At 50.7% G+C, this 19,459-nt stretch carries 23 protein-coding genes and 1 other annotated feature; of the genes, 2 read left to right on the top strand and 21 right to left on the bottom strand.

Annotated elements, in window-relative coordinates; genetic code table 11:
* Positions 1-55: 55 nt before the first annotated feature.
* From AUC31_RS05665 to ruvA, 6 genes are all read right to left on the bottom strand, one after another.
* Positions 56-376: a post-transcriptional regulator gene (locus tag AUC31_RS05665; protein WP_058380983.1), complete on the bottom strand. Its 321-nt coding sequence runs from the start codon at positions 374-376 to the stop codon at positions 56-58.
* Between the two features lie 526 nt (positions 377-902).
* Positions 903-1,160, bottom strand: coding sequence for a preprotein translocase subunit YajC (gene yajC, locus AUC31_RS05660; protein ID WP_058380984.1), 258 nt, complete (start codon positions 1,158-1,160; stop codon positions 903-905).
* 40 nt (positions 1,161-1,200) lie between these two features.
* The gene (gene tgt, locus AUC31_RS05655) at positions 1,201-2,343 is read right to left on the bottom strand and encodes a tRNA guanosine(34) transglycosylase Tgt (RefSeq protein ID WP_058380985.1); all 1,143 of its coding nucleotides are present in this window, start codon (positions 2,341-2,343) and stop codon (positions 1,201-1,203) included.
* Positions 2,340-3,392, bottom strand: a complete 1,053-nt coding sequence (gene queA, locus AUC31_RS05650) for a tRNA preQ1(34) S-adenosylmethionine ribosyltransferase-isomerase QueA (protein WP_058383652.1) — start codon at positions 3,390-3,392, stop codon at positions 2,340-2,342. The genes tgt and queA overlap by 4 nt, the downstream gene beginning before the upstream one ends.
* A 23-nt stretch (positions 3,393-3,415) precedes the next feature.
* Positions 3,416-4,414 carry a Holliday junction branch migration DNA helicase RuvB gene (gene ruvB / locus AUC31_RS05645; RefSeq protein WP_058380986.1) on the bottom strand — a complete coding sequence of 333 codons (999 nt, stop codon included), beginning with the start codon at positions 4,412-4,414 and terminating at the stop codon, positions 3,416-3,418.
* 16 nt (positions 4,415-4,430) lie between these two features.
* Entirely contained in the window at positions 4,431-5,027 is a 597-nt protein-coding gene (ruvA, locus tag AUC31_RS05640; RefSeq protein ID WP_058380987.1) for a Holliday junction branch migration protein RuvA, read from the bottom strand.
* Positions 5,028-5,329: 302 nt separating this feature from the next.
* On the opposite strand from ruvA, the gene AUC31_RS05635 reads away from it, so the two are divergent.
* A complete protein-coding gene (locus AUC31_RS05635) occupies positions 5,330-5,863 on the top strand; it encodes a transcription repressor NadR (protein WP_083509124.1) in 534 nt (177 codons plus the stop codon).
* Positions 5,864-5,912: 49 nt separating this feature from the next.
* On the opposite strand, the gene pheA is transcribed toward AUC31_RS05635, so the two are convergent.
* From pheA to AUC31_RS05565, 14 genes are all read right to left on the bottom strand, one after another.
* Entirely contained in the window at positions 5,913-6,773 is an 861-nt protein-coding gene (pheA, locus tag AUC31_RS05630) for a prephenate dehydratase (protein WP_058380989.1), read from the bottom strand.
* A gap of 19 nt (positions 6,774-6,792) precedes the next feature.
* Positions 6,793-7,245 (bottom strand): ACT domain-containing protein, encoded by a 453-nt coding sequence (locus AUC31_RS05625; RefSeq protein WP_058380990.1) that lies wholly within the window; start codon positions 7,243-7,245, stop codon positions 6,793-6,795.
* A 16-nt stretch (positions 7,246-7,261) separates the two neighbouring features.
* Entirely contained in the window at positions 7,262-8,551 is a 1,290-nt protein-coding gene (gene obgE / locus AUC31_RS05620) for a GTPase ObgE (protein ID WP_058380991.1), read from the bottom strand.
* A gap of 1 nt (position 8,552) precedes the next feature.
* A complete protein-coding gene (locus AUC31_RS05615; protein ID WP_058380992.1) occupies positions 8,553-9,065 on the bottom strand; it encodes a Spo0B domain-containing protein in 513 nt (170 codons plus the stop codon).
* 129 nt (positions 9,066-9,194) lie between these two features.
* A complete protein-coding gene (gene rpmA / locus AUC31_RS05610) occupies positions 9,195-9,485 on the bottom strand; it encodes a 50S ribosomal protein L27 (RefSeq protein ID WP_058380993.1) in 291 nt (96 codons plus the stop codon).
* Between the two features lie 12 nt (positions 9,486-9,497).
* Positions 9,498-9,827, bottom strand: coding sequence for a ribosomal-processing cysteine protease Prp (locus AUC31_RS05605; protein ID WP_058380994.1), 330 nt, complete (start codon positions 9,825-9,827; stop codon positions 9,498-9,500).
* 2 nt (positions 9,828-9,829) lie between these two features.
* A complete protein-coding gene (rplU, locus tag AUC31_RS05600; protein WP_058380995.1) occupies positions 9,830-10,138 on the bottom strand; it encodes a 50S ribosomal protein L21 in 309 nt (102 codons plus the stop codon).
* A gap of 14 nt (positions 10,139-10,152) precedes the next feature.
* Positions 10,153-10,226, bottom strand: a sequence feature (ribosomal protein L21 leader region).
* Positions 10,227-11,200: 974 nt separating this feature from the next.
* Positions 11,201-12,004, bottom strand: a complete 804-nt coding sequence (gene minD, locus AUC31_RS05595) for a septum site-determining protein MinD (protein ID WP_058380996.1) — start codon at positions 12,002-12,004, stop codon at positions 11,201-11,203.
* A gap of 1 nt (position 12,005) precedes the next feature.
* Positions 12,006-12,695: a septum site-determining protein MinC gene (minC, locus tag AUC31_RS05590; protein WP_058380997.1), complete on the bottom strand. Its 690-nt coding sequence runs from the start codon at positions 12,693-12,695 to the stop codon at positions 12,006-12,008.
* A complete protein-coding gene (gene mreD, locus AUC31_RS05585; protein ID WP_058380998.1) occupies positions 12,695-13,225 on the bottom strand; it encodes a rod shape-determining protein MreD in 531 nt (176 codons plus the stop codon). Before mreD ends, minC begins: the two co-directional genes overlap by 1 nt.
* On the bottom strand, positions 13,222-14,109 hold the full coding sequence (gene mreC, locus AUC31_RS05580; RefSeq protein WP_058380999.1) for a rod shape-determining protein MreC: 888 nt from the start codon (positions 14,107-14,109) through the stop codon (positions 13,222-13,224). Before mreC ends, mreD begins: the two co-directional genes overlap by 4 nt.
* 46 nt (positions 14,110-14,155) lie before the next feature.
* Complete coding sequence (locus AUC31_RS05575; protein ID WP_058383653.1) at positions 14,156-15,184, bottom strand: rod shape-determining protein; 1,029 nt, start codon at positions 15,182-15,184, stop codon at positions 14,156-14,158.
* A gap of 94 nt (positions 15,185-15,278) precedes the next feature.
* Positions 15,279-15,971: a RadC family protein gene (gene radC, locus AUC31_RS05570; protein WP_101190166.1), complete on the bottom strand. Its 693-nt coding sequence runs from the start codon at positions 15,969-15,971 to the stop codon at positions 15,279-15,281.
* On the bottom strand, positions 15,961-16,572 hold the full coding sequence (locus AUC31_RS05565; protein ID WP_058381001.1) for a Maf family protein: 612 nt from the start codon (positions 16,570-16,572) through the stop codon (positions 15,961-15,963). The genes radC and AUC31_RS05565 overlap by 11 nt, the downstream gene beginning before the upstream one ends.
* Positions 16,573-16,949: 377 nt before the next feature.
* Between AUC31_RS05565 and AUC31_RS05560 the strand changes: the two genes are divergently transcribed.
* Complete coding sequence (locus tag AUC31_RS05560; protein WP_058381002.1) at positions 16,950-18,476, top strand: AbgT family transporter; 1,527 nt, start codon at positions 16,950-16,952, stop codon at positions 18,474-18,476.
* Positions 18,477-18,619: 143 nt separating this feature from the next.
* Here the strand turns inward: AUC31_RS05560 and AUC31_RS05555 are convergent, their stop codons facing one another.
* Complete coding sequence (locus AUC31_RS05555; RefSeq protein WP_058381003.1) at positions 18,620-19,375, bottom strand: prepilin peptidase; 756 nt, start codon at positions 19,373-19,375, stop codon at positions 18,620-18,622.
* Positions 19,376-19,459 lie beyond the last annotated feature (84 nt).

Genomic DNA, 19,459 nt, shown 5'->3' with positions numbered 1-19,459 from the left:
TTCCTCCTCAATATAGAACACAGCACTTACATTATCGGTGACGTGCCAAAAGGTGTCAAATCCCACGCGGTTTCTGGCGCGCCGGACGAAGAAGCTGCTGCAGGTCCTCCATGCTGTCTTCCGTGAAAAAGTTCGCGGTTTTAAAGGCTTCCACCTGATGGTAAGCGACAAAATCGGAAGCTGTCAGATCCATGATATCCGACACCATTTCATGCAAACGCATGTCTTCGATTTTTTTCTTTTTCCACGCTTTTTTCAGGCAATAATCCCATAATGCTTCCGGGGTAAATGTTTCATATTGCAAATACGTGAATTCGCTGCATTTGCTCTCCAATGCCGGCAGCACTTGCTCGTACTTTTCCGGATAGCTCATCATGTCGGTTCTCCTTTCTGCAGTTCTGTTTCCATTGTAACTCTCAGATGGAAATTTTAGAACAAATGTATGAAAATTTTTGGAAAATTGTTTAATTTATTTTGGTTAAAATAAGTTAATGAAATCGCTCCAGGCGGACGCTTTCGGGCCCACAGGATGTGGGTCATGCAGCTGGCGCGACAGGACGTCGCGATGCCAGCTGCCAGGGCATGGCCTCAGCCGCTTCTTTTTCACTAAGAATTCAGTTCAAAACGCAGCTGCTCCCACATCCGCAAAGCGGATGCGTCGCAAATGAACAAGCTCAAGTGCCTTTCGCTTATTCATTAGTCGCCGCCTTCCGCTCTTTAATTTGAGTATATACATTAGATAAGAAACTAACCAAAATAGGCTACTTAATCTACAGCTTCATTTATTTTACATAATATTGTTCTTATAAAGGCTATAAATAGCTTTGTTCAGTTAGAGTATAGTGGATTTCCCAATGGACGAAAAAAACGCCTCCCGAAAGGAAGACGGTTTTTGCGGTTACTTATTCAACGATGCGGGCGATTGCTTGGCGCTCGAATTGCATACGCGTGCCGTCAGCTACCGTGATGTAGATGGTTGAATCGTCTACTGCGTCGACTTGGCCATGCAAGCCGCCGATCGTGACGATGCGGTCCCCACGCTTCAATTCCGACTGCATGTTGGCTGTCGTTTTTTGGCGTTTTTGCGCCGGGCGGATGATGAAGAGCCACATCAGCAAGAACATCAATAGTAAAGGTGATAACGCAATTAATGTTTCCATTGTTCAATTTCCCCCTTTCGTGTTCTCTATCGTTTCGAACTCAGAAGTTTTTTGCATTCGGCTTATTAAATCCGTACGCTTCAAAAAATTCTTCGCGGAAATCTCCCAGGCGGTCTTCGCGGATCGCTTGACGCACCTGTTCCATTAAGTTTAACAGAAAATGCAGGTTATGATAACTCGTAAGGCGAATTCCGAAGGTTTCATCTGCACGCAATAAGTGGTGCACATAAGCACGCGTGTAATTGGTGCATGTATAGCATGTGCATTTCTCATCAATCGGCGTGAAATCGCGCTTGAACTTGGCATTTTTCAAGTTCAATCGGCCTTCACTCGTCATCAATGTCCCGTTGCGGGCGATGCGCGTCGGCAATACGCAGTCGAACATATCGATGCCGCGGATCGCGCCGTCGATCAAGGAATCAGGCGAGCCGACGCCCATCAAATAACGCGGCTTATCAAACGGCATGAAAGGCGTCGTGAATTCGAGCGCACGGTTCATGACATCTTTCGGTTCACCGACCGACAATCCGCCGATCGCATAGCCCGGGAAGTCGAGCGCGACCAAGTCTTCCGCGCTTTGTCTGCGCAAATCTTCGTACTCGCCGCCTTGGATGATGCCGAACAAGCCTTGGTCCTGCGGGCGTTCGTGTGCTGCCAAGCAGCGCTCCGCCCAGCGCGATGTGCGTTCGACACTGGATTTCATGTATTCATGCGTCGCCGGGTATGGCGGGCATTCGTCAAACGCCATCATGATGTCAGAACCAAGGTCATTCTGGATTTGCATCGCTTTTTCCGGGCTCAAGAACAGTTTATCGCCGTTCATATGGTTGCGGAAATGGACGCCTTCTTCTTTGATGTTGCGGAACTCACTGAGTGAGAACACCTGGAAACCGCCGGAATCGGTGAGGATCGGACGGTCCCAGTTCATAAATTTATGAAGGCCGCCCGCTTCCTTGATGACGTCATTCCCTGGGCGCAGCCACAGGTGATACGTATTGCTCAGGATAATGCCGGCGTTCATCGCCTTCAATTCTTCCGGGCTCATTGTCTTGACGGTCGCTTGTGTGCCGACCGGCATGAAGGCAGGCGTTTCGAACGAGCCGTGAGGCGTGTGGACGATGCCAAGGCGTGCGCCTGTTTGTTTACAAGTTTTGATGTGTTCGTATGTTACTGCATGGGTCATGATTCGGTCTCCTTTTTCTGCGGTTCAATAAACATCGCGTCGCCAAAGCTGAAAAAGCGATAGCGCTCTTTCACGGCTTCATTGTATGCATTTAGAATGGCATCGCGGTTCGACATGGCGCTGACGAGCATGACGAGCGTCGATTTCGGCAAATGGAAGTTGGTGATCAATCCGTCTACCGCTTCGAACTCATATCCAGGATAGATGAAAATATCCGTCCAGCCGTTATCTTCCTGCAAGTTGCCGCCGAATTTCTTCGCGACCGACTCGAGTGTACGCGTTGACGTCGTGCCGACGGAAATGACGCGGCCGCCTTGTTGTTTAGTTTCATTGATCATATCCGCGGTTTCTTGCGTGATGCGGTAGAATTCTGCGTGCATTTCGTGGTCTTCAATCGATTCCACTGACACCGGCCGGAACGTCCCGAGCCCGACGTGCAAGGTAATGAATGCGATATTGACGCCTTTGTTGCGGATTTCTTCCAATAATTCATCGGTAAAATGAAGCCCTGCGGTTGGCGCCGCGGCACTGCCCCGCTCTTTCGCGAACACCGTCTGGTAACGGTCCTGGTCTTCCAGCTTTTCGCGAATATATGGCGGCAACGGCATTTCTCCCAATTGGTCGAGGATCTCGTAGAAAATACCATCATAGATAAATTTGAAATGGCGGCCTCCATGGTCCAAGACGCCTGTGCATTCAGCGCGCAATAAACCGTCGCCGAACGACACGACCGTGCCGATTTTCACTTTCTTGGCCGGCTTGACGAGCGTTTCCCACACATCTTCTTCCGTCTGCTTCAACAGCAGCACTTCAATGTTCGCACCGGTCTCTTCTTTCGTGCCCATGAGGCGCGCCGGAAGCACGCGGGTATCGTTCAGCACAAGGGTGTCACCAGTGTGCAGATGGCCGAGGATATCGCGGAAATGCTTGTGTTCGACCGCACCTGTCTCTTTGTCCATCACCAGTAGGCGGCTCGATGTCCGGTCTAAGAGCGGCGTTTGTGCGATCAATTCTTCCGGCAGTTCAAAATCAAAATCATTTACATTCAATTGTTGTTCATTTGTTAGTTTAGTCATTCAGGCATCTCCATTTTAAAGTGTTCGTATGCAAGAGGCGTCACCGTGCGCCCTCTCGGTGTCCGTTGAATAAAGCCGATTTGCAATAGATACGGTTCGTAGACGTCTTCGATCGTCGTCGATTCCTCGCCGATGCTTGCAGCGATCGTGTCCACGCCGACTGGCCCGCCACGGAAACGGCTGATCATGCCGGTCAATAGCTTGTGGTCGATATGGTCAAGGCCGAGCGGGTCGACTTGCAGCATCTCCAAAGCTTGCTCGGCCATCTCAGTGGTGATCGAGCCATTGCCGCGCACCATCGCGTAATCGCGCACGCGTTTTAGCAAGCGGTTCGCAATACGCGGGGTCCCACGGGAACGGCGTGCGATTTCAATGGCGGCATGCGGGTCGATGTCCGCTTCGAATAAAGCGGCACTGCGTTCGACGATATCCGTCAAGGCTTCCGTGTCGTAATACTCGAGCCGTGACAACACACCGAAACGGTCGCGCAGCGGTGCTGATAATGCGCCCGCACGCGTCGTCGCCCCGATCAACGTGAACGGCGGTAAATCAAGCCGCACAGAACGCGCAGTCGGGCCTTTGCCAACGACGATATCAAGGCAGAAATCCTCCATCGCCGGATAAAGCACTTCTTCGATCGAACGGTTCAAGCGGTGGATCTCGTCGATGAACAATACATCTCCCGGCTCGAGTGACGAAACGATCGCCGCCAAATCACCGGGGCGTTCGATCGCAGGTCCTGAGGTCATCTTCACGCCGACTTCCATTTCATTGGCGATGACAGTCGCCAGCGTCGTTTTCCCGAGACCCGGCGGACCGTAAAGCAGCACATGGTCAAGCGATTCGTTGCGCATTTTCGCCGCTTCGATGAAAATCTCCAGATTGTGCTTTACTTTCTGCTGGCCGATATATTGCGACAAACGCTGTGGACGTAACGATTGTTCAAAGCGCTCATCGAATTCCGAAATTTCGCCGTCGATAATGCGTTCTTCCATGGCGTTCGCCTCCTCGTTAAGTTTGTTTCAATAATAATTGAAGCGCTTTTTTCATATAGCCTTCCGTGTCGAGTTCCAGGCCCTTGAGTTGTGGCTTCACTTTCGTGATCTCGCGTTCGGAGTAACCGAGCGCCCCAAGTGCGAGCATCGCTTCTTCCAGCTCTGATTCGTCGCCGCCGAACAAGTCCGGCTGACCGGCTTCTGCATAGGATTCCCCGAAGAAATCCGTCAGCTTGCCTTTAAGATCCAAGATCATCTGGCGGGCGGTTTTCTTGCCGACGCCAGGGAATTTCACCAAATACTTTTCGTCTTCTTGCTCGATTGCCTCGATGACGAATTGCGGCTGTCCGGATGCCAAAATCGCAAGCGCGCCTTTAGGGCCGATGCCCGAAACGCTGATGAGTTTGCGGAACAATTCCCGCTGCTCAAGCGTCGGAAAGCCGAACAGGAATTGTGCGTCTTCCCGCACGTGATGATGCACAAAGATCTGCAGTTCATCGGATCCGAATGAATACGGGTTCGGCGCAAAAATCTGCCAGCCGACTCCCTGCTGTTCCACTACTAAATATTCAGGCGTCACACGCGTGACTTGGCCTTTTATGTAATCGTACATTGCACTCGCCCTTTCATTTTCAACCTATTGATTATACCATATTCCGCCCGCTCCTACGAAGAAAGCTATCCGGTTCGGCTAGACATTGTGAAGCGCTAAAAGAGCTCCCCGCTGATTGAAGTTTCTCTTTATCCCGCTTTAACGGTCTGTAAGGCTTTCGCTTTACCAAGCGAAATCCCACAGGCCGTAAAAGTCCGATTGGATCAACTAACAATCAGCGGGGATGAAAGAGCTCCCCGCTGATTGAAGTTTCTCTTTATGTTAAAATAAAGTATAGCAATATGGAGCAACGGAGGGTTTTCATGAAAAAGTTATACGGTGAAGAACGCCGCAATGTATTATTGGATGAGCTGAAGCAAGCGGGTCGGCCGATGACCGGCAGCGAACTGGCAAAACTCGCACAAGTGTCACGCCAAGTAGTCGTCGGCGACATGACCTTATTGAAGGCGAAAGGCGAACCGATCATCGCGACGAGCCAAGGCTACCTGTACTTGGACCCGAGCGGCAATAAACAAGTGAGCCGGCGCATCGCCTGCAATCATAAACCGGAAGACACGGAAGCGGAATTGCGGCTGCTCGTTGACTGTGGCGTCACGGTCAAGGATGTCTCGATCGAACACCCTGTTTATGGTGAACTGACGGCTGGGATCCACGTCTCGACGCCGCTTGATGTCGATTTGTTCATGCAGCGCATACGCGATACCGGTGCGAGTTACTTGCTCGAACTGACCGAAGGCACGCATATCCACACCATCACGGCCGATCTTCCTGAAACGCTTGCGAAAGCAGTTGACGCGATGAAACAGCACGGCTATCTGCTCGAAGAAGCGGAATAAGAAAAATCCCCGAATGCCAATGAGGCGTCCGGGGATTTTTTCGTGCTTGTTATGAATTGTACGTATAGTAGGAACCGAGCGTTTTAACACCGCAGCCGAGAGCTGTGAGCTCTTCGAACGCACCGCGCATCATCGCCGCATTCTCGTCTTCCAGTACATCGGCGATAAAGAAATAATTGCCGAGCCCTGTCTTCAAAGGACGCGATTCGATCTTCGACAAGTTCAATTGGCGCCACGCGAATACCGACAGCACCTGGTGCAAAACACCAGACCGGTCGTCTTTTGGCGGCGTGATCATCAAAGTCGTCTTAATCTGCGCTTCGTGGCCCGGGTCAGTCAATTTATGGTTGCTTCTCGACAGGACGAAAAAGCGCGTGTGGTTGAAATGAAAATCATGGATGTCGCGCTGTACGATGTCCAAACCGTATTTTTCCGCTGCGTAGTCATTAGCGATCGCCGCAATATTACGCTCCGGCAATTCCGCTACCATTTTAGCGGCCGCCGCTGTCGAGCTGTATTGCTCAAGCGGCGTGTGCTTGTAAGTGTAGTACAGGAACTTATGGCATTGCGCCAAAGCGTGTGGATGCGAATAGATCGCTTCGAATGATTCCGCGCCGCGGTTTTCCGGATGGACCAGCAAATGCTGCTCAATCGGCGACAGCACTTCCGCTGTCACATAAAGCTCCGCTTCGTGGAACAAATAATCCACCGTCAGCGGAACCGATCCCTCGAGCGCGTTCTCGAGCGGCACGACTGCATAATCGACCGTGCCATCCGCGACCGCTTCAATGCATTCGGGAATGGTCGTATACGGCATCAGCTGTTCTGTTGGAAATACTTTAGAAGTGGCCAAATGCGTAAACGACGCTTCCGGACCTAAAAACGAAATTCTCTTTTTCTCTCTAGTCATGGACTCATTCCCCCTACATTTATGACGAACCGCTTGATACCACATCGGCCGACTCAACAAAGTCGAGTTTTTTCAATTGCTGCAAGAACATGTCCAAGTCGACGTCCATCGCCGTCACATCCAGTGACAAGGTGACGTTCGCACGTCCTTGGATCGGAATGGTCTGGTGAATGGTCAAAATATTGCAGCCCATTTCCGCAACGGATTGAAGCAAAGTCGCAAGCGTGCCAGAACGATCTTCCAATTGCAGGAAAACCGTCAAGATCCGCTCTTTGACGATGGAATGAAACGGAAAAACCGCGTCACGGTATTTATAGAATGCCGAGCGCGACAATCCAGTCTGTGCGACCGCATCCAGAATGGACATGCGGTCGCGCTGAAGCAATTTTTTCACTTCCAGCGTCTTGACCATCGCTTCCGTCAGTACATCTTCCCGCACCAGGTAATAGCGTTGTTCCGAAATATCCTTCATTCAAGTACCCTCCGCATCAGTCGGTGAATTCGAACTCAAATTCAAGCAAACGGACCGTGTCGCCGTTTTCTGCCCCGCGCTCGCGAAGAGCATCATCAATGCCCATGCCGCGCATTTGGCGGGCGAATCGGCGAATCGAATCTTCACGAGAGAAGTCGGTCATCTTGAACATCCGCTCGATTGCATAGCCGGAAAGGACAAAAGCACCGTCCGGGTCGCGTGAGATATCGAATCCGTCGCCTTGCAATTCGTGCTTGTAAAGAACCGTATCCGCTGCATCCGGATCTGCCTCGTCTTCCATCGGGAATTCAGGCGTCACTTCGAGCAAGTCGGCTACTGCAAACATCAGGTTGTTCAAACCTTTTCGCGACAATGCGGAAATCGGGAACACTTTTGCGTCTTCCGGCAATTTTTTGCGGAACTCTTCCAAGTTTTCTTCCGCATCCGGCATGTCCATCTTGTTCGCCACAATCAGTTGCGGGCGTTCAGTCAAGCGCATATTATATTGCTTCAATTCTTCGTTGATGGTCACGTAATCCTCATAAGGATCGCGGCCTTCCATACCCGACATATCGATGATGTGGACAATGACGCGTGTCCGTTCGATATGGCGCAGAAATTGATGGCCTAGGCCGATTCCTTCGTGTGCGCCTTCGATCAATCCTGGCAAATCCGCCATGACGAAGCTGCGCTGGTCTTCTGTTTGGACCATTCCGAGATTCGGGACGATCGTCGTGAAATGATACGCGCCGATTTTCGGTTTAGCCGCAGTAACGACCGACAATAACGTCGATTTCCCGACACTCGGGAAGCCAACCAGGCCGACATCCGCCAATACTTTCAATTCCAAGACGACGTTGCGCTCTAAGCCCGGTTCGCCTTTTTCCGAAAGTTCGGGAGCCGGGTTTTGAGGCGTCGCAAAACGGGAGTTGCCGCGTCCGCCGCGCCCACCGCGTGCGATGACAGCGGATTGGCCCTCTTCGACCAAATCGGCAATCGTTTCGCCAGTTTCTGCGTCTTTGACGACAGTGCCCGGTGGAACTTTGATGATCGTGTCATGCGCTTTGGCGCCGTGCTGGTTTTTGCTCATGCCGTGCGTCCCGCGCTCAGCTTTAAAGATCCGTTTGAACCGGAAATCCATCAGCGTGCGCAAGCCTTCATCGACTTGGAAGACGATATCAGCGCCTTTCCCTCCGTCGCCTCCGGCTGGCCCGCCGTTCGGTACATATTTTTCGCGGCGGAATGCTACCATGCCATCCCCGCCGTCGCCACCTTTTACATATACTTTTACGTGATCGACAAACATATTATCCCTCCATCTGTGCGTGGATCTCAACTTTCGAGCGATCCGATCCGCACGCTTTACCAATTGCTAATTGCGATGAATCCAAAATCAATGACGACCAGTCGCCTGGTCCTGACAGTTCCAGTGAAAACCGGCCGTCCGCTTCCATTATGTGCAGCTCTACCGGATATGGCCAAGCATCGGAAAACGCTTCTTTTGCATTTTCCGCAAATGCCTCGAGCCAGCTGCAGAGCACCGCATCCAATTCGCGCGGCGCCCGCTTGGCTTCGCAGGACATCACTAGGCGCAATTCCGGAAAACGCCAGCCAGCCGTCAATAGCCACTCTTCCGTTTCAGGCATAGAGAGAGCCGACAGCCGGCTTTGGTGCATAGCCGCTTCGGCATACGTACGAATGAGCGCCTGGGCTCTGTCTGTGCGCCCCAAATCCAGATTCAATTTGATCATCTGCAGCTCATTCAAAAAATCATGGCGCGCATGCCGAAGCGATTGTGCCACCGTTAGCCTGTCGTCCATAATGCACTTCCTTTTCACGCACTTTTAACCAGTATACCAAGTTTCCGGCCGGATTTCCCGGCGCGGGTTTTGGCTATTACCTTGTTTCAAAAGAAAAAGGACTGCGAAAGCAGCCCTTTTCGTTTTTTATTAAGCTTCCTGAGCAACCGGGTAGACGCTCACTTTTTTCTTATCGCGGCCGTAGCGCTCGAAGCGTACTGTTCCGTCGATTTTCGCGAAAAGTGTGTCATCTCCGCCGCGTCCAACGTTCTCGCCTGGATAGATTTTCGTACCGCGTTGACGGTAAAGAATAGATCCGCCAGTTACGACTTGTCCGTCAGCGCGTTTTGCGCCAAGGCGTTTTGATTCCGAATCACGACCGTTCTTCGTTGAACCAACACCTTTTTTGGATGCAAAAAACTGAAGATTTAATTTCAACATATGTCCCACCTCCTAAGCTGTGAAGGTTATTTTTATAAAGTCTGCATATTCATGTTCAATCGTTTCCAGAGAAATGACCATAGCGCGTACAAGCAGTTGAACCTGCTCATCCGTCTTTTTATCCATGTTCTCCGGAAAGTCGATTTTCAAAAAACCGCTATCTGCCTGTTCGATGTCCGGCTCAATTCCCGTCAGCTCCATAATGGCGTTCACTGCCCCGAAGGAAACAGCTGAAGCACCGGCACATACCAGATCCTTGCCGTGTTCGGCAAAATCCGCATGCCCCGACATTTCAAAGCCTTTAATATAGCTGTCGGTTTGATGAATAGTCACCCGGATCATTTTTACAGGTTGATTGCATCAACAGTCAATTTCGTGAATGGCTGACGATGACCTTGTTTTTTGTGGTAGTTCTTTTTCGCTTTGTATTTGAAGACAGTGATTTTCTTGCCGCGGCCCTGTTTTTCAACTTTCGCTGTAACAGTTGCTCCTTCTACGAAAGGAACACCCACTTTAGTATCGTCTCCACCTACAAATAGAACTCTGTCAAATGTTACCGTGTCACCAGCTTCTGCGTTCACTTTCTCAACGTAGATCTCTTGGCCAGCTTCCACTTTGATTTGTTTTCCACCAGTTTCAATAATTGCGTACATATCCTTGCACCTCCTCTTAGACTAAGACTCGCCTATCCAGGTGATCTCGCGATGCTTTAAGACCTGGTTCGAGCGGTTGTAGCACGGGTGCGCTACAAACATAACATTAGAATAATATCATGCGGGAGAGACCCGCGTCAACAGAGAACTGAAAAGAGTTGGTGATGTGTGCTTTTCATTTTTGGGATTGTGGTTAAAGTAATGAAATATCGCTTCTTTACTGGCTTGTGAATTATTGAATGAAGTGTGTGGTAATGTTGCTTGTTTTCATATCTTCGTCATTATGGAAGGGCGCCTCCCTGCTTGGGGTTGGCCTCTTGCCATAAGCCAAGAAGAACGCTTGTCTTACGGCATCGGCTCACCCTGGGCGCTGGTCGGCTTAGAGATTTCATTGGTTCTTGCTTGCTGAAGCAGATTTGCTTCTATAGTTAGTTGCCGGCTAGTGGGGAAATCGCTTCCCTATCGGTTTGTGTGAGTTGAAGAATGAAATATGTGGAGAGGTTCCACGTGTTCGAGTTTATTTCATTTTGGAGTATCGCCTCCCTGCTTTGGGTTGGCCTCTTGCCATAAGCCAGGAAGAACACCTGTCTTACGGCATCGGCTCACCCTGGGCGCTGGTCTGCTTAAAGATTTCATTGGTTCTTGCTTGCTTAAGCAGATCTGTTTCTATAGTTAGTTGCCGGCTAGTGGGGGAATCACTTCCCCTTCAAGCGCCGAAACAAATTATCGAAGCTAATGTCAGTGACAAATGAAAATAATTTCCACTTTAAATGTAGAGATGAAGCGGAAAGGGGCCGACGCCTGAGGGACCGCGCGGGCTGGCGAGACAAATGTGCCGCGCTCTTTGTGGCACATTGGCTCAACACCCGCCCCTCGGCAAGCGTGCCCCTTGAAGCGCAATCTCCATTACACTCATTTTTATTATTCTTTTGAATTCGTAATGTAATATCATATCAGCAGAATGTCTTGTATCCCCTTGTCCCTCCTCCTACATTTCATTCAGAAAAATCTTTCAACACAAAAACGCCACCGCAAATGCAGTGGCGTTTCTACTATTGAATATTATTTGCTTGAGAAAATGGATTTCAGTTTGCCGAACATGCCGGGTTTTGGCTTGTCCATGGTCATGAGCGGAACCGATTCACCTAGCAGGCGGCGCGCAATGTTGCGGTAGCCGAGTGCTGCAGGGTTCGATGGGTCCATGACGACCGGTTCGCCTTTGTTCGAGCTCGAAATGACGCGTTCGTCATCCGGCACGATGCCGAGCAAATCGATCGACAAATGCGTCGTGATCTCGTTGACATCGAGTGCGTCACCCGCTTCCATCAAATGCGGGCGGATGCGGTTGATGATGAGTTTCGGCGCTTCCAGGTTTTCTTCCAACTCCAGCAAACCGATGATGCGGTCAGCATCGCGCACTGCGGAGATTTCCGGAGTCGTGATGACAATCGCGCGGTCAGCGCCGGCAACGGCATTTTTGTAGCCTTGTTCGATGCCGGCCGGGCAATCGATGATGATGAAGTCGTAGTCCGCTTTCATCCCTTCGATCAATTCTTTCATCTGCTCCGGGTTGACGTCGTTCTTGTCGGCCGTCTGTGCCGCCGGAAGCAAGAATAATTTGTCTTCAAAACGCTTGTCTTTCACAAGCGCCTGATGGATTTTGCAACGGCCTTCGAGCACATCGATCAAATCGTAGATGATGCGGTTCTCGAGGCCTAAAATAACATCGAGGTTGCGAAGCCCGATATCGGTATCGATCAAGCACACTTTTTTGCCTTGAAGAGCCAATGCAGTGCCGAGGTTCGCAGTAGACGTCGTTTTGCCGACGCCTCCTTTGCCTGATGTAATTACGATAGCTTCTCCCACACTAGCTTCCTCCTTTAAACGTAGAAATTTGCGGCCGCAGGAATCTCAGTTCCTGCAAACGGTCGATGATGATTTTGCCGCTGGTATGTAAATATGCGCATTCCATTTCAGGCTGCTCCGACAAGCTGTCGAGTTCATCGGTCATCGTCTCGAGTTCATCGGCAATCTTCAGGTGCGTTGCTTCAAGCCACGATGCGGCAATGACTGCTTCCTTATTGCCGCTAGCTCCTGCATGGGCAAAACCTTTAAGGCGCCCGAGCACATAGACGTTGCCGCCCGCTTCGATGCGGCCGTTCTGGTTGACGTCGCCGATGACGACGAGGTCGCCTTTAGCTTTGATGACTTGCCCGGAACGGACGATGCCAACGTAAGTTTCCGACTGGCGCTCAGCGATCATCCGGTTGCATTCTTCGACGGTGACGACATCGCATTTCGTGCCGATCACTTTCATCTTCGAATTGTCATGGATGACTTTCTTGATTTCTTCCAACTGGGCTTTGCTGTAATGGCGATTCGCCAATTGGACCTGTACTTCCGCGTCCCCTTCGAGCGCAGGGTCGGATACTTTCTTCTTCAGCTCATCGAGGATTTCCGTATAGGAGGCCATATCATTGAGCTGGATGAGAAGCCCTTTGTTCGTTCCTTTGATATTCACGATATTTTTCAAAAAACCTGTCACCTGCGCTTTCATTAATATAACCCGAACTTAGTGCCACGCTGTGGATCTTGCGTGACCATCATCGACCTGAACACCCAGCCAAGCAATCCTAAGTACAGGGCGTTGGCGATTAAGGTCGGCCACAGTCTGGATGTCAGGAACGTCCCGGCTGGCGCATCGGTCAAGCCGATCAATTGGAAGAACAAGTAAAGTGCCACTTCCATTGCGAGCAGAAGACCGAGTGCCAGCAGCGTCGCTGACAGCAGATTTTGTGGAATCTTTTTGAAAAAGTACGCGGCGATCAGGCAGACGGCCGGATACAGAAAAGAATATAATCCAATAATATCAATGTAAAAGACATCATACAAGAGGCCGAAGAACAAACCGTAAAACAACGCATGGCGCAGTTCATAGAAAACGGTCAAAAAGATCAGGAATAAAATGAGGAAACGCGGGACGACGTAATACAGCGATCCGCCAATCGACAAGGGCGAAAACAACCCGAAGATCGGTTCGACGAAAAACAGCACGAGGCAGACGATGGGAACGAGGAAGCGGATCATGATTCCTCTTCCTCTTCTTCTGTCATTCCGTTGTCTTCGCCGTCCACTTCCGGCGCGAGGCGGTCTGCGATAACGACGTGATTGAGCATCGAGAAGTCAGCTGCCGGTTTGACATATGCCAGTTTCGTCAAGCCGAATTCATCAATCGTCACTTCCGTAATTTCCCCGATGACAATGCCTTTCGGGAAAATGCCGCCAAGCCCGCTTGAGACGACTTTGTCGCCTTCTTTCAAGTCAACCGAGAAATCGATGCGCTTGAGCAGCAGCTCGCGGCGCTCAGCGTCATAGCCCTCGATCAAACCGAACACGTCATCCTCGCCGAGCACCATCGCCGATACGCGGTAGTTCGGGTTTTGCGTCGTCACCAGTTCTACGGTCGACGTGGTCGGTGTGACGATCGTTACTTTGCCGATCAAGCCACCAGCGGTCATGACGGCCATGTTTTCTTTGACGCCATGATTGGTGCCGCGGTTTAAGATGATTTTCTCTTCCCATTGATCCGGGTTGCGGGCAATGACGACTGCCTGGATTGGGTTGTATTCACGTAAATCTTCTTCTTTGCCGACGAGTTCTTTCAGTTCCTCGTTTTCGGAACGAAGGTCGGTCACTTCTGCCTGCACGCCCGCAAATTCCTCAAGGCGCGCTTTCAGCAGGCGGTTTTCTTCAAATGTATTGATCAGCGAGTCGATATTATCAAAAACACCGGTCACAAAATGTGCGGGCCGTGAAAATACCGATTGCCCGGCGCCTACCGCTTCCTTGACAATCTGTTCGGGCAGCGACACTTGGCCACGGTCCCGGAGCGTCAAGGAAATCAAGGCGACGAGCAGGATGACGCCGATCAACAACAGGATAAGCCGCTTATTCGATAAAAATTGTGGCATATGAGGCCATCCTCCTTATTGATTGGCTCGTGTAGAGCAGTAAAACTTAGCGTCTTTCGATCGCCGTGCGGTAACGGTCGAAGTCTTCAAGTGCGCGCCCGGTTCCGAGCGCGACACAATCAAGCGGATGGTCCGCCGTAAACACCGGCATGCCGACCGCATCCGCAATCACTTTGTCGAGGTTCTTCAACAACGCCCCGCCGCCCGTCAAGACGATGCCGCGGTCCATGATATCAGACGCCAGTTCAGGCGGCGTCTTCTCAAGCGTGGTGCCTAGGCCTTCGACGATGCGCGTGACGGGTTCTTTCAAGGCTTGTTCCATTTCTTTTGCGGTAATCGTCAAGGTTTTCGGGAAGCCGGTCACGAGGTCGCGGCCGCGGATTTCCATATCCAGCTCGGCCTCTTCCTCATTCAAGACAGCGGCGGTGCCGATGCCCATTTTCAGGTTTTCAGCCGTTCGTTCACCGATGACGACATTATAGCGCTTGCGGACGTAATGCTTGATCGCCTCGTCCATCTCGTCCCCGCCGACGCGGATCGATTCACTCGATACGATGCCGCCGAGCGAGATGATGGCGACTTCCGCCGTTCCGCCTCCTATATCGACGACCATGCTGCCGACAGGTTCCCATACCGGAAGCCCTGCGCCAATTGCTGCAGCGAAGGGCTCTTCGATCGTATAAGCTTCCGCTGCCCCGACTGCACGCGCAGCATCCATAACGGCGCGCTGTTCAATTGAAGTGACGCCGTATGGCACGCAAATCATCACTTTGCCGCCGCGCCATTTGCCAGGCGCTTTGCCGGTCGCCTCACTGATGCAATGCTTGATCATCGCGAGCGTCGTGTCGTAGTCGGAGATGACGCCATCGCGCATCGGCCGCAATGCGACGATATTGGCAGGCGTTCTGCCCATCATATCGCGCGCGCGTTTGCCGACAGCGACGATTTCGTTCGTGCGGGTGTTCTTGATGACAATCGATGGTTCCCGGAGCACGATGCCGCGCCCTTTTAAATAGACGAGCGTATTCGCCGTTCCGAGGTCGATGCCGATATCTTTTGAAGCAAATCCAAACACATGAATCGGTCCTTTCTTATGTAAACCGGGGGTACCGGCAACAGCTTTGCGCAATACCACCCATTATAGAACATCCGGAAAAAAATATACAGTGCTACATGAACCCCTTTTCTTTTAATGAAGTGAATTGATGATCGCCGATGATGATGTGGTCGAGCAGTTCGATGCCGATGATCGAGCCGGCTTCCATGAGACGCTTGGTGACATCGATGTCTTCAGGTGACGGTGCGGGATTGCCAGAAGGATGGTTGTGTGCACAGACGATGGAGGCGGTCGAGCGTCTGACGGCTTCGCGGAAAATTTCGCGGGGATGGACGATGGAGGCATTGAGGCTTCCGACAAAGATGGTTTGGCGGTGCATCACTTGGTTTTTGATGTTGAGGAATAAACAGACGAAATGCTCTTGCTTGAGCGAGGTCATGTCATCCATCAAATAAGTGGCGGCGTCTTTCGGGGAACGGATCGTGAAGCGTTCATCGGTTTGCTTGGAAGCGAGCCTGCGACCCAGTTCGATAGCAGCGAGCAGCTGGACGGCTTTCGCTTCGCCGATGCCGTTGATTGCCGTCATTTCTTCAATGGCGGCATGCTTCAGTTCGTGGAGATGTTCGAATTGCTTGAGGACACGGTTCGCGAGATGCAAAACCGATTCCTCGCGTGTGCCGGTCCGCAACAGGATCGCGATGAGCTCTTGATTGGATAAGCTCACCGCTCCTTGTTTAATGAGCCGTTCGCGCGGCCGGTCGGCAATATGGACATCGCGGATCATCATCGCTTGGTCATTTGGCATAATCATGCGCTCCTTCGACTTTTACGTAGCCTGCCTGCGTCAAGTGCTGGAGCAGCTTCGCGATAGGCAAGCCGACGACTGCGTTGTAATCGCCTTCGATTTTTTCCACAAACAAGCCCGACACCGTTTGGATGCCGTACGCCCCTGCCTTGTCGTAAGGGTCCTCTGTGTCGGTATAGGCATCGATCCATGACGCAGGCAATTCGTAAAAACGTACCCGTACTTGTTCGTGAAACGTTGCTTCCTCATCGCCTTGGCGTACGCAGACGGCGGTGATGACTTCGTGAGTCGCCCCAGACAACTTGTGCAAATACGCGGATGCTTGTTGTTTGTCTTTGGGCTTCAATAAAATCTCCCCGTCCAATACGACGACGGTATCCGAGCCGATGACGAGCGCTTCGGGGTGGTTCGCTGCGATATCTTTCGCTTTTTGGACAGCGCATGCGCGGACATAGTCGACCGCTGACTGGAAATCTTGCGGATCGGGTTCCGGGATTTCGCTCGGCACGATGTCGAACGGAATTCCAAGCAGGCCGAGCAGCTCTTGGCGGCGCGGCGATTGCGAGGCCAAAATCAGTGGATGTTTTGATGTGAATTTCATGGAAAGAAACCTCCTTTTTCGAGACATCATACCATTATCAAAAAGCCGTGGCAAAATGGTGAAATACTGAATTCCATCCTAAACGAGCTTATAAATATCGTTTTTTAAGATAGCGCTTTCACATAATACGAGGACATTTCAAATTTTTTATTTTTTTGTTAATGTTATTGCACACTTCTCTATCCCGCGTCCTAAGTACATTCTCAAGACTTGTCAAACATTATCCAAAATTAGCGCAATTGGCACTTCCTTAAATTGCTTTTCTTATGTTTCTCTAGGTTTTATAATGGGTGAAGTCTTTAATTTTTTGAAAATTACTATTACAAAATAATTTGATAGTCGTTTTCATATTTATGTTGGAAGGGAGTTTGTCTATTTTGAAAAAACAAAAACGAGGATTGTTCCAAAAATCCCTCGACCGCATCGAAACGATCGGTAATAAACTGCCGCATCCGGTGACTTTGTTTGCGGTTCTCGCAATCATCGTCCTCGCGGTTTCCGCTTTGCTGGCGAATCTCGGCATCTCTGTCGAACACCCAGGCCAAGAAGGCGAAATCGTGGAAGTGAAGAACTTATTGAACGCAGAAGGCATTCAATACATCTTCGCGAGCATGGTCGATAACTTTATCGGCTTCGCTCCGCTCGGCGTCGTGCTCGTGACGATGCTCGGTATTGGGGTTGCGGAACGCACAGGCCTCATCTCCGCAGTATTGCGCGGATTCGTCTTGTCGATTCCGAAATTCCTCATCACTGGCGGACTGGTTTTTGCCGGTATCATGTCGAGTGTCGCATCGGATGCTGGATATGTCGTCTTGCCTCCACTCGGCGCGGTGATCTTTATCGCACTCGGGCGCCATCCGCTTGCCGGCCTTGCCGCAGCGTTTGCCGGTGTTTCTGCCGGATTCTCAGCCAACTTGCTATTATCGGCAACGGACGCGATGCTTGGGGAATTGACCATCGCAGCCGCTTCGATCATCGACCCGGGCTATGCTGAAGGCATGAACATCGCGATGAACTATTACTTCATCATCGTTTCCGTGTTCTTGTTGACAATCGTCGGCGCTGTGGTGACGGAAAAAGTCGTCGAACCACGCCTTGGCGAATACAAAGGCGAGTTCCGCGAAGAAATGACGAGCTTGACATCGCTTGAGAAAAAAGGCTTGCTATGGGCTGGAATCACGACACTAGTCGGCGTCATCCTGACAGCTCTTCTCATCGTTCCGGAAAACGGCGTATTGCGCGGAGAAGATGGCGGCATCGTGCAATCTCCGTTCATGAGCTCACTCGTTCCAATCATTACCATCCTGTTCTTCTTGCCAGGGCTTGCTTATGGCATCGCAACGAAGAACATCAAGAGCGACAAAGACGTCGCTGCGCAAATGTCTGATACGATGGCATCAATGGGCGTCTTCATCGTCCTGGCATTCACTGCCGGACAATTCGTCGCTTACTTTGCTGAATCGAATATGGGCATGGTGCTCGGTGTCTACGGTGCACAAGCACTGGAATCCATGAGTTTGACGGGCATACCGTTGATCATCGGCTTCGTCATCGTCGTCGGGATCATCAATCTGTTTATCGGCTCCGCTTCTGCGAAATGGGCAATGCTTGCACCGGTCTTCGTGCCGATCATGATGCAGCTTGGCTATTCACCAGAATTGACTCAAATGGCTTACCGCATTGCCGATTCATCAACGAACATCATCACGCCGCTTATGACGTATTTCGCAATCGTCATTGCATTCGCACAGAAATACGACAAGAAAATGGGCATCGGTACTTTGATTTCGGTCATGTTCCCATACTCGATTTTCTTCATGATTTTCTGGACATTGATGTTGATCGTTTGGATGTTGTTCGGTCTTGATCTTGGACCAGCTTCACCGATCCGCTATAACGGATAATAAGAAAAAACGACAGCACCGATTTTCGGCGCTGTCGTTTTTTTATAAGTTTAGAGTGATATTCTCTAGTACACCTTTTGGAAAAGCTTGCTCTACTCTCATTTCTTTTGATTAACTTAAAGTTTACATAATAAAGTTATAATCTACATAAATAAATTGATATACCAGCCGATGAATTGCTCTCCCCATAAATAGACGAGTACAGCAGATAGAGCAATTGACGGGCCGAACGGAATCGGTGTTTTTCTACCTTGCTTTCTCACTCTCAGCAAAATGATGCCGGCGACCGCACCGATGAACGAGGCGAAGAATAAGGTCAGCAAAGCCCCGGCCGTTCCGAGCACGAGCCCGATGACGAAAAACAGTTTGATATCGCCCCCGCCCATGCCGCCTTTTGATATTGTCGCAATCAACAACAACACTGAAAATCCGACTGCCGCGCCAAGCAATGAATCCCACCACGGATCGAGCGGAATGATAAAGCGCAACACGAGTAGCACCGCCGCGAACGGCAATAGTACTTTATCGGGGATGAGCATATAGGCGATGTCAGATACGGTAATAATGACAAGCATCGACACGAACAATAAACCAACGATGAGTTCTGGCGTAAAGCCGAATTTTAAGAAGACGGCTGTGAACAACACAGCGGTGATCGCCTCCATTAAAGGATAAACCCAATGGATGCTTGAACCGCATTTCCGGCATTTGCCGCGCAGCAACAAATAAGAAAACACTGGCACGAGATCAAGCGCCGTCAAGCGCCGGTCGCAGGTCGTGCAATGTGACGGCGGATAGGCGATCGATTCATTTTTCGGTACACGCAAGCCGACGACATTATAGAACGAGCCGAACACTAACCCGAAGACAGAAGCAAAAACGGAATATACAGCAATCATAAGGTCCCTCTTTTACTAGTAGAATTTGTTAGCCATCAGTACAATTTAAATTTCCAGCTTTTAATGTTCCGCAAAGCTACTTCG

The sequence above is a fragment of the Planococcus rifietoensis genome, assembly GCF_001465795.2.
In the GTDB taxonomy this organism is placed as follows: Bacteria; Bacillota; Bacilli; order Bacillales_A; family Planococcaceae; genus Planococcus; species Planococcus rifietoensis.
The sequence above is the reverse complement of the archived record's forward strand: the minus strand, read 5'-3'. Positions and strand labels throughout refer to the sequence as shown.

Excerpts from the sequence above, each read along its gene's own strand:
- pheA (WP_058380989.1), bottom strand. The coding sequence starts at position 6,773 with ATGACTAGAGAGAAAAAGAGAATTTCGTTTTTAGGTCCGGAAGCGTCG.
- AUC31_RS05605 (WP_058380994.1), bottom strand. The coding sequence starts at position 9,827 with ATGATCCGGGTGACTATTCATCAAACCGACAGCTATATTAAAGGCTTT.
- tgt (WP_058380985.1), bottom strand. The coding sequence starts at position 2,343 with ATGACCCATGCAGTAACATACGAACACATCAAAACTTGTAAACAAACA.
- AUC31_RS05665 (WP_058380983.1), bottom strand. The coding sequence starts at position 376 with ATGATGAGCTATCCGGAAAAGTACGAGCAAGTGCTGCCGGCATTGGAG.
- minC (WP_058380997.1), bottom strand. The coding sequence starts at position 12,695 with ATGAAAGCGCAGGTGACAGGTTTTTTGAAAAATATCGTGAATATCAAA.
- radC (WP_101190166.1), bottom strand. The coding sequence starts at position 15,971 with ATGCCAAATGACCAAGCGATGATGATCCGCGATGTCCATATTGCCGAC.
- AUC31_RS05555 (WP_058381003.1), bottom strand. The coding sequence starts at position 19,375 with ATGATTGCTGTATATTCCGTTTTTGCTTCTGTCTTCGGGTTAGTGTTC.
- AUC31_RS05635 (WP_083509124.1), top strand. The coding sequence starts at position 5,330 with ATGAAAAAGTTATACGGTGAAGAACGCCGCAATGTATTATTGGATGAG.
- ruvB (WP_058380986.1), bottom strand. The coding sequence starts at position 4,414 with ATGGAAGAACGCATTATCGACGGCGAAATTTCGGAATTCGATGAGCGC.
- AUC31_RS05565 (WP_058381001.1), bottom strand. The coding sequence starts at position 16,572 with ATGAAATTCACATCAAAACATCCACTGATTTTGGCCTCGCAATCGCCG.
- AUC31_RS05625 (WP_058380990.1), bottom strand. The coding sequence starts at position 7,245 with ATGAAGGATATTTCGGAACAACGCTATTACCTGGTGCGGGAAGATGTA.
- rpmA (WP_058380993.1), bottom strand. The coding sequence starts at position 9,485 with ATGTTGAAATTAAATCTTCAGTTTTTTGCATCCAAAAAAGGTGTTGGT.
- ruvA (WP_058380987.1), bottom strand. The coding sequence starts at position 5,027 with ATGTACGATTACATAAAAGGCCAAGTCACGCGTGTGACGCCTGAATAT.
- AUC31_RS05615 (WP_058380992.1), bottom strand. The coding sequence starts at position 9,065 with ATGGACGACAGGCTAACGGTGGCACAATCGCTTCGGCATGCGCGCCAT.
- yajC (WP_058380984.1), bottom strand. The coding sequence starts at position 1,160 with ATGGAAACATTAATTGCGTTATCACCTTTACTATTGATGTTCTTGCTG.
- obgE (WP_058380991.1), bottom strand. The coding sequence starts at position 8,551 with ATGTTTGTCGATCACGTAAAAGTATATGTAAAAGGTGGCGACGGCGGG.
- rplU (WP_058380995.1), bottom strand. The coding sequence starts at position 10,138 with ATGTACGCAATTATTGAAACTGGTGGAAAACAAATCAAAGTGGAAGCT.
- mreC (WP_058380999.1), bottom strand. The coding sequence starts at position 14,109 with ATGCCACAATTTTTATCGAATAAGCGGCTTATCCTGTTGTTGATCGGC.
- mreD (WP_058380998.1), bottom strand. The coding sequence starts at position 13,225 with ATGATCCGCTTCCTCGTTCCCATCGTCTGCCTCGTGCTGTTTTTCGTC.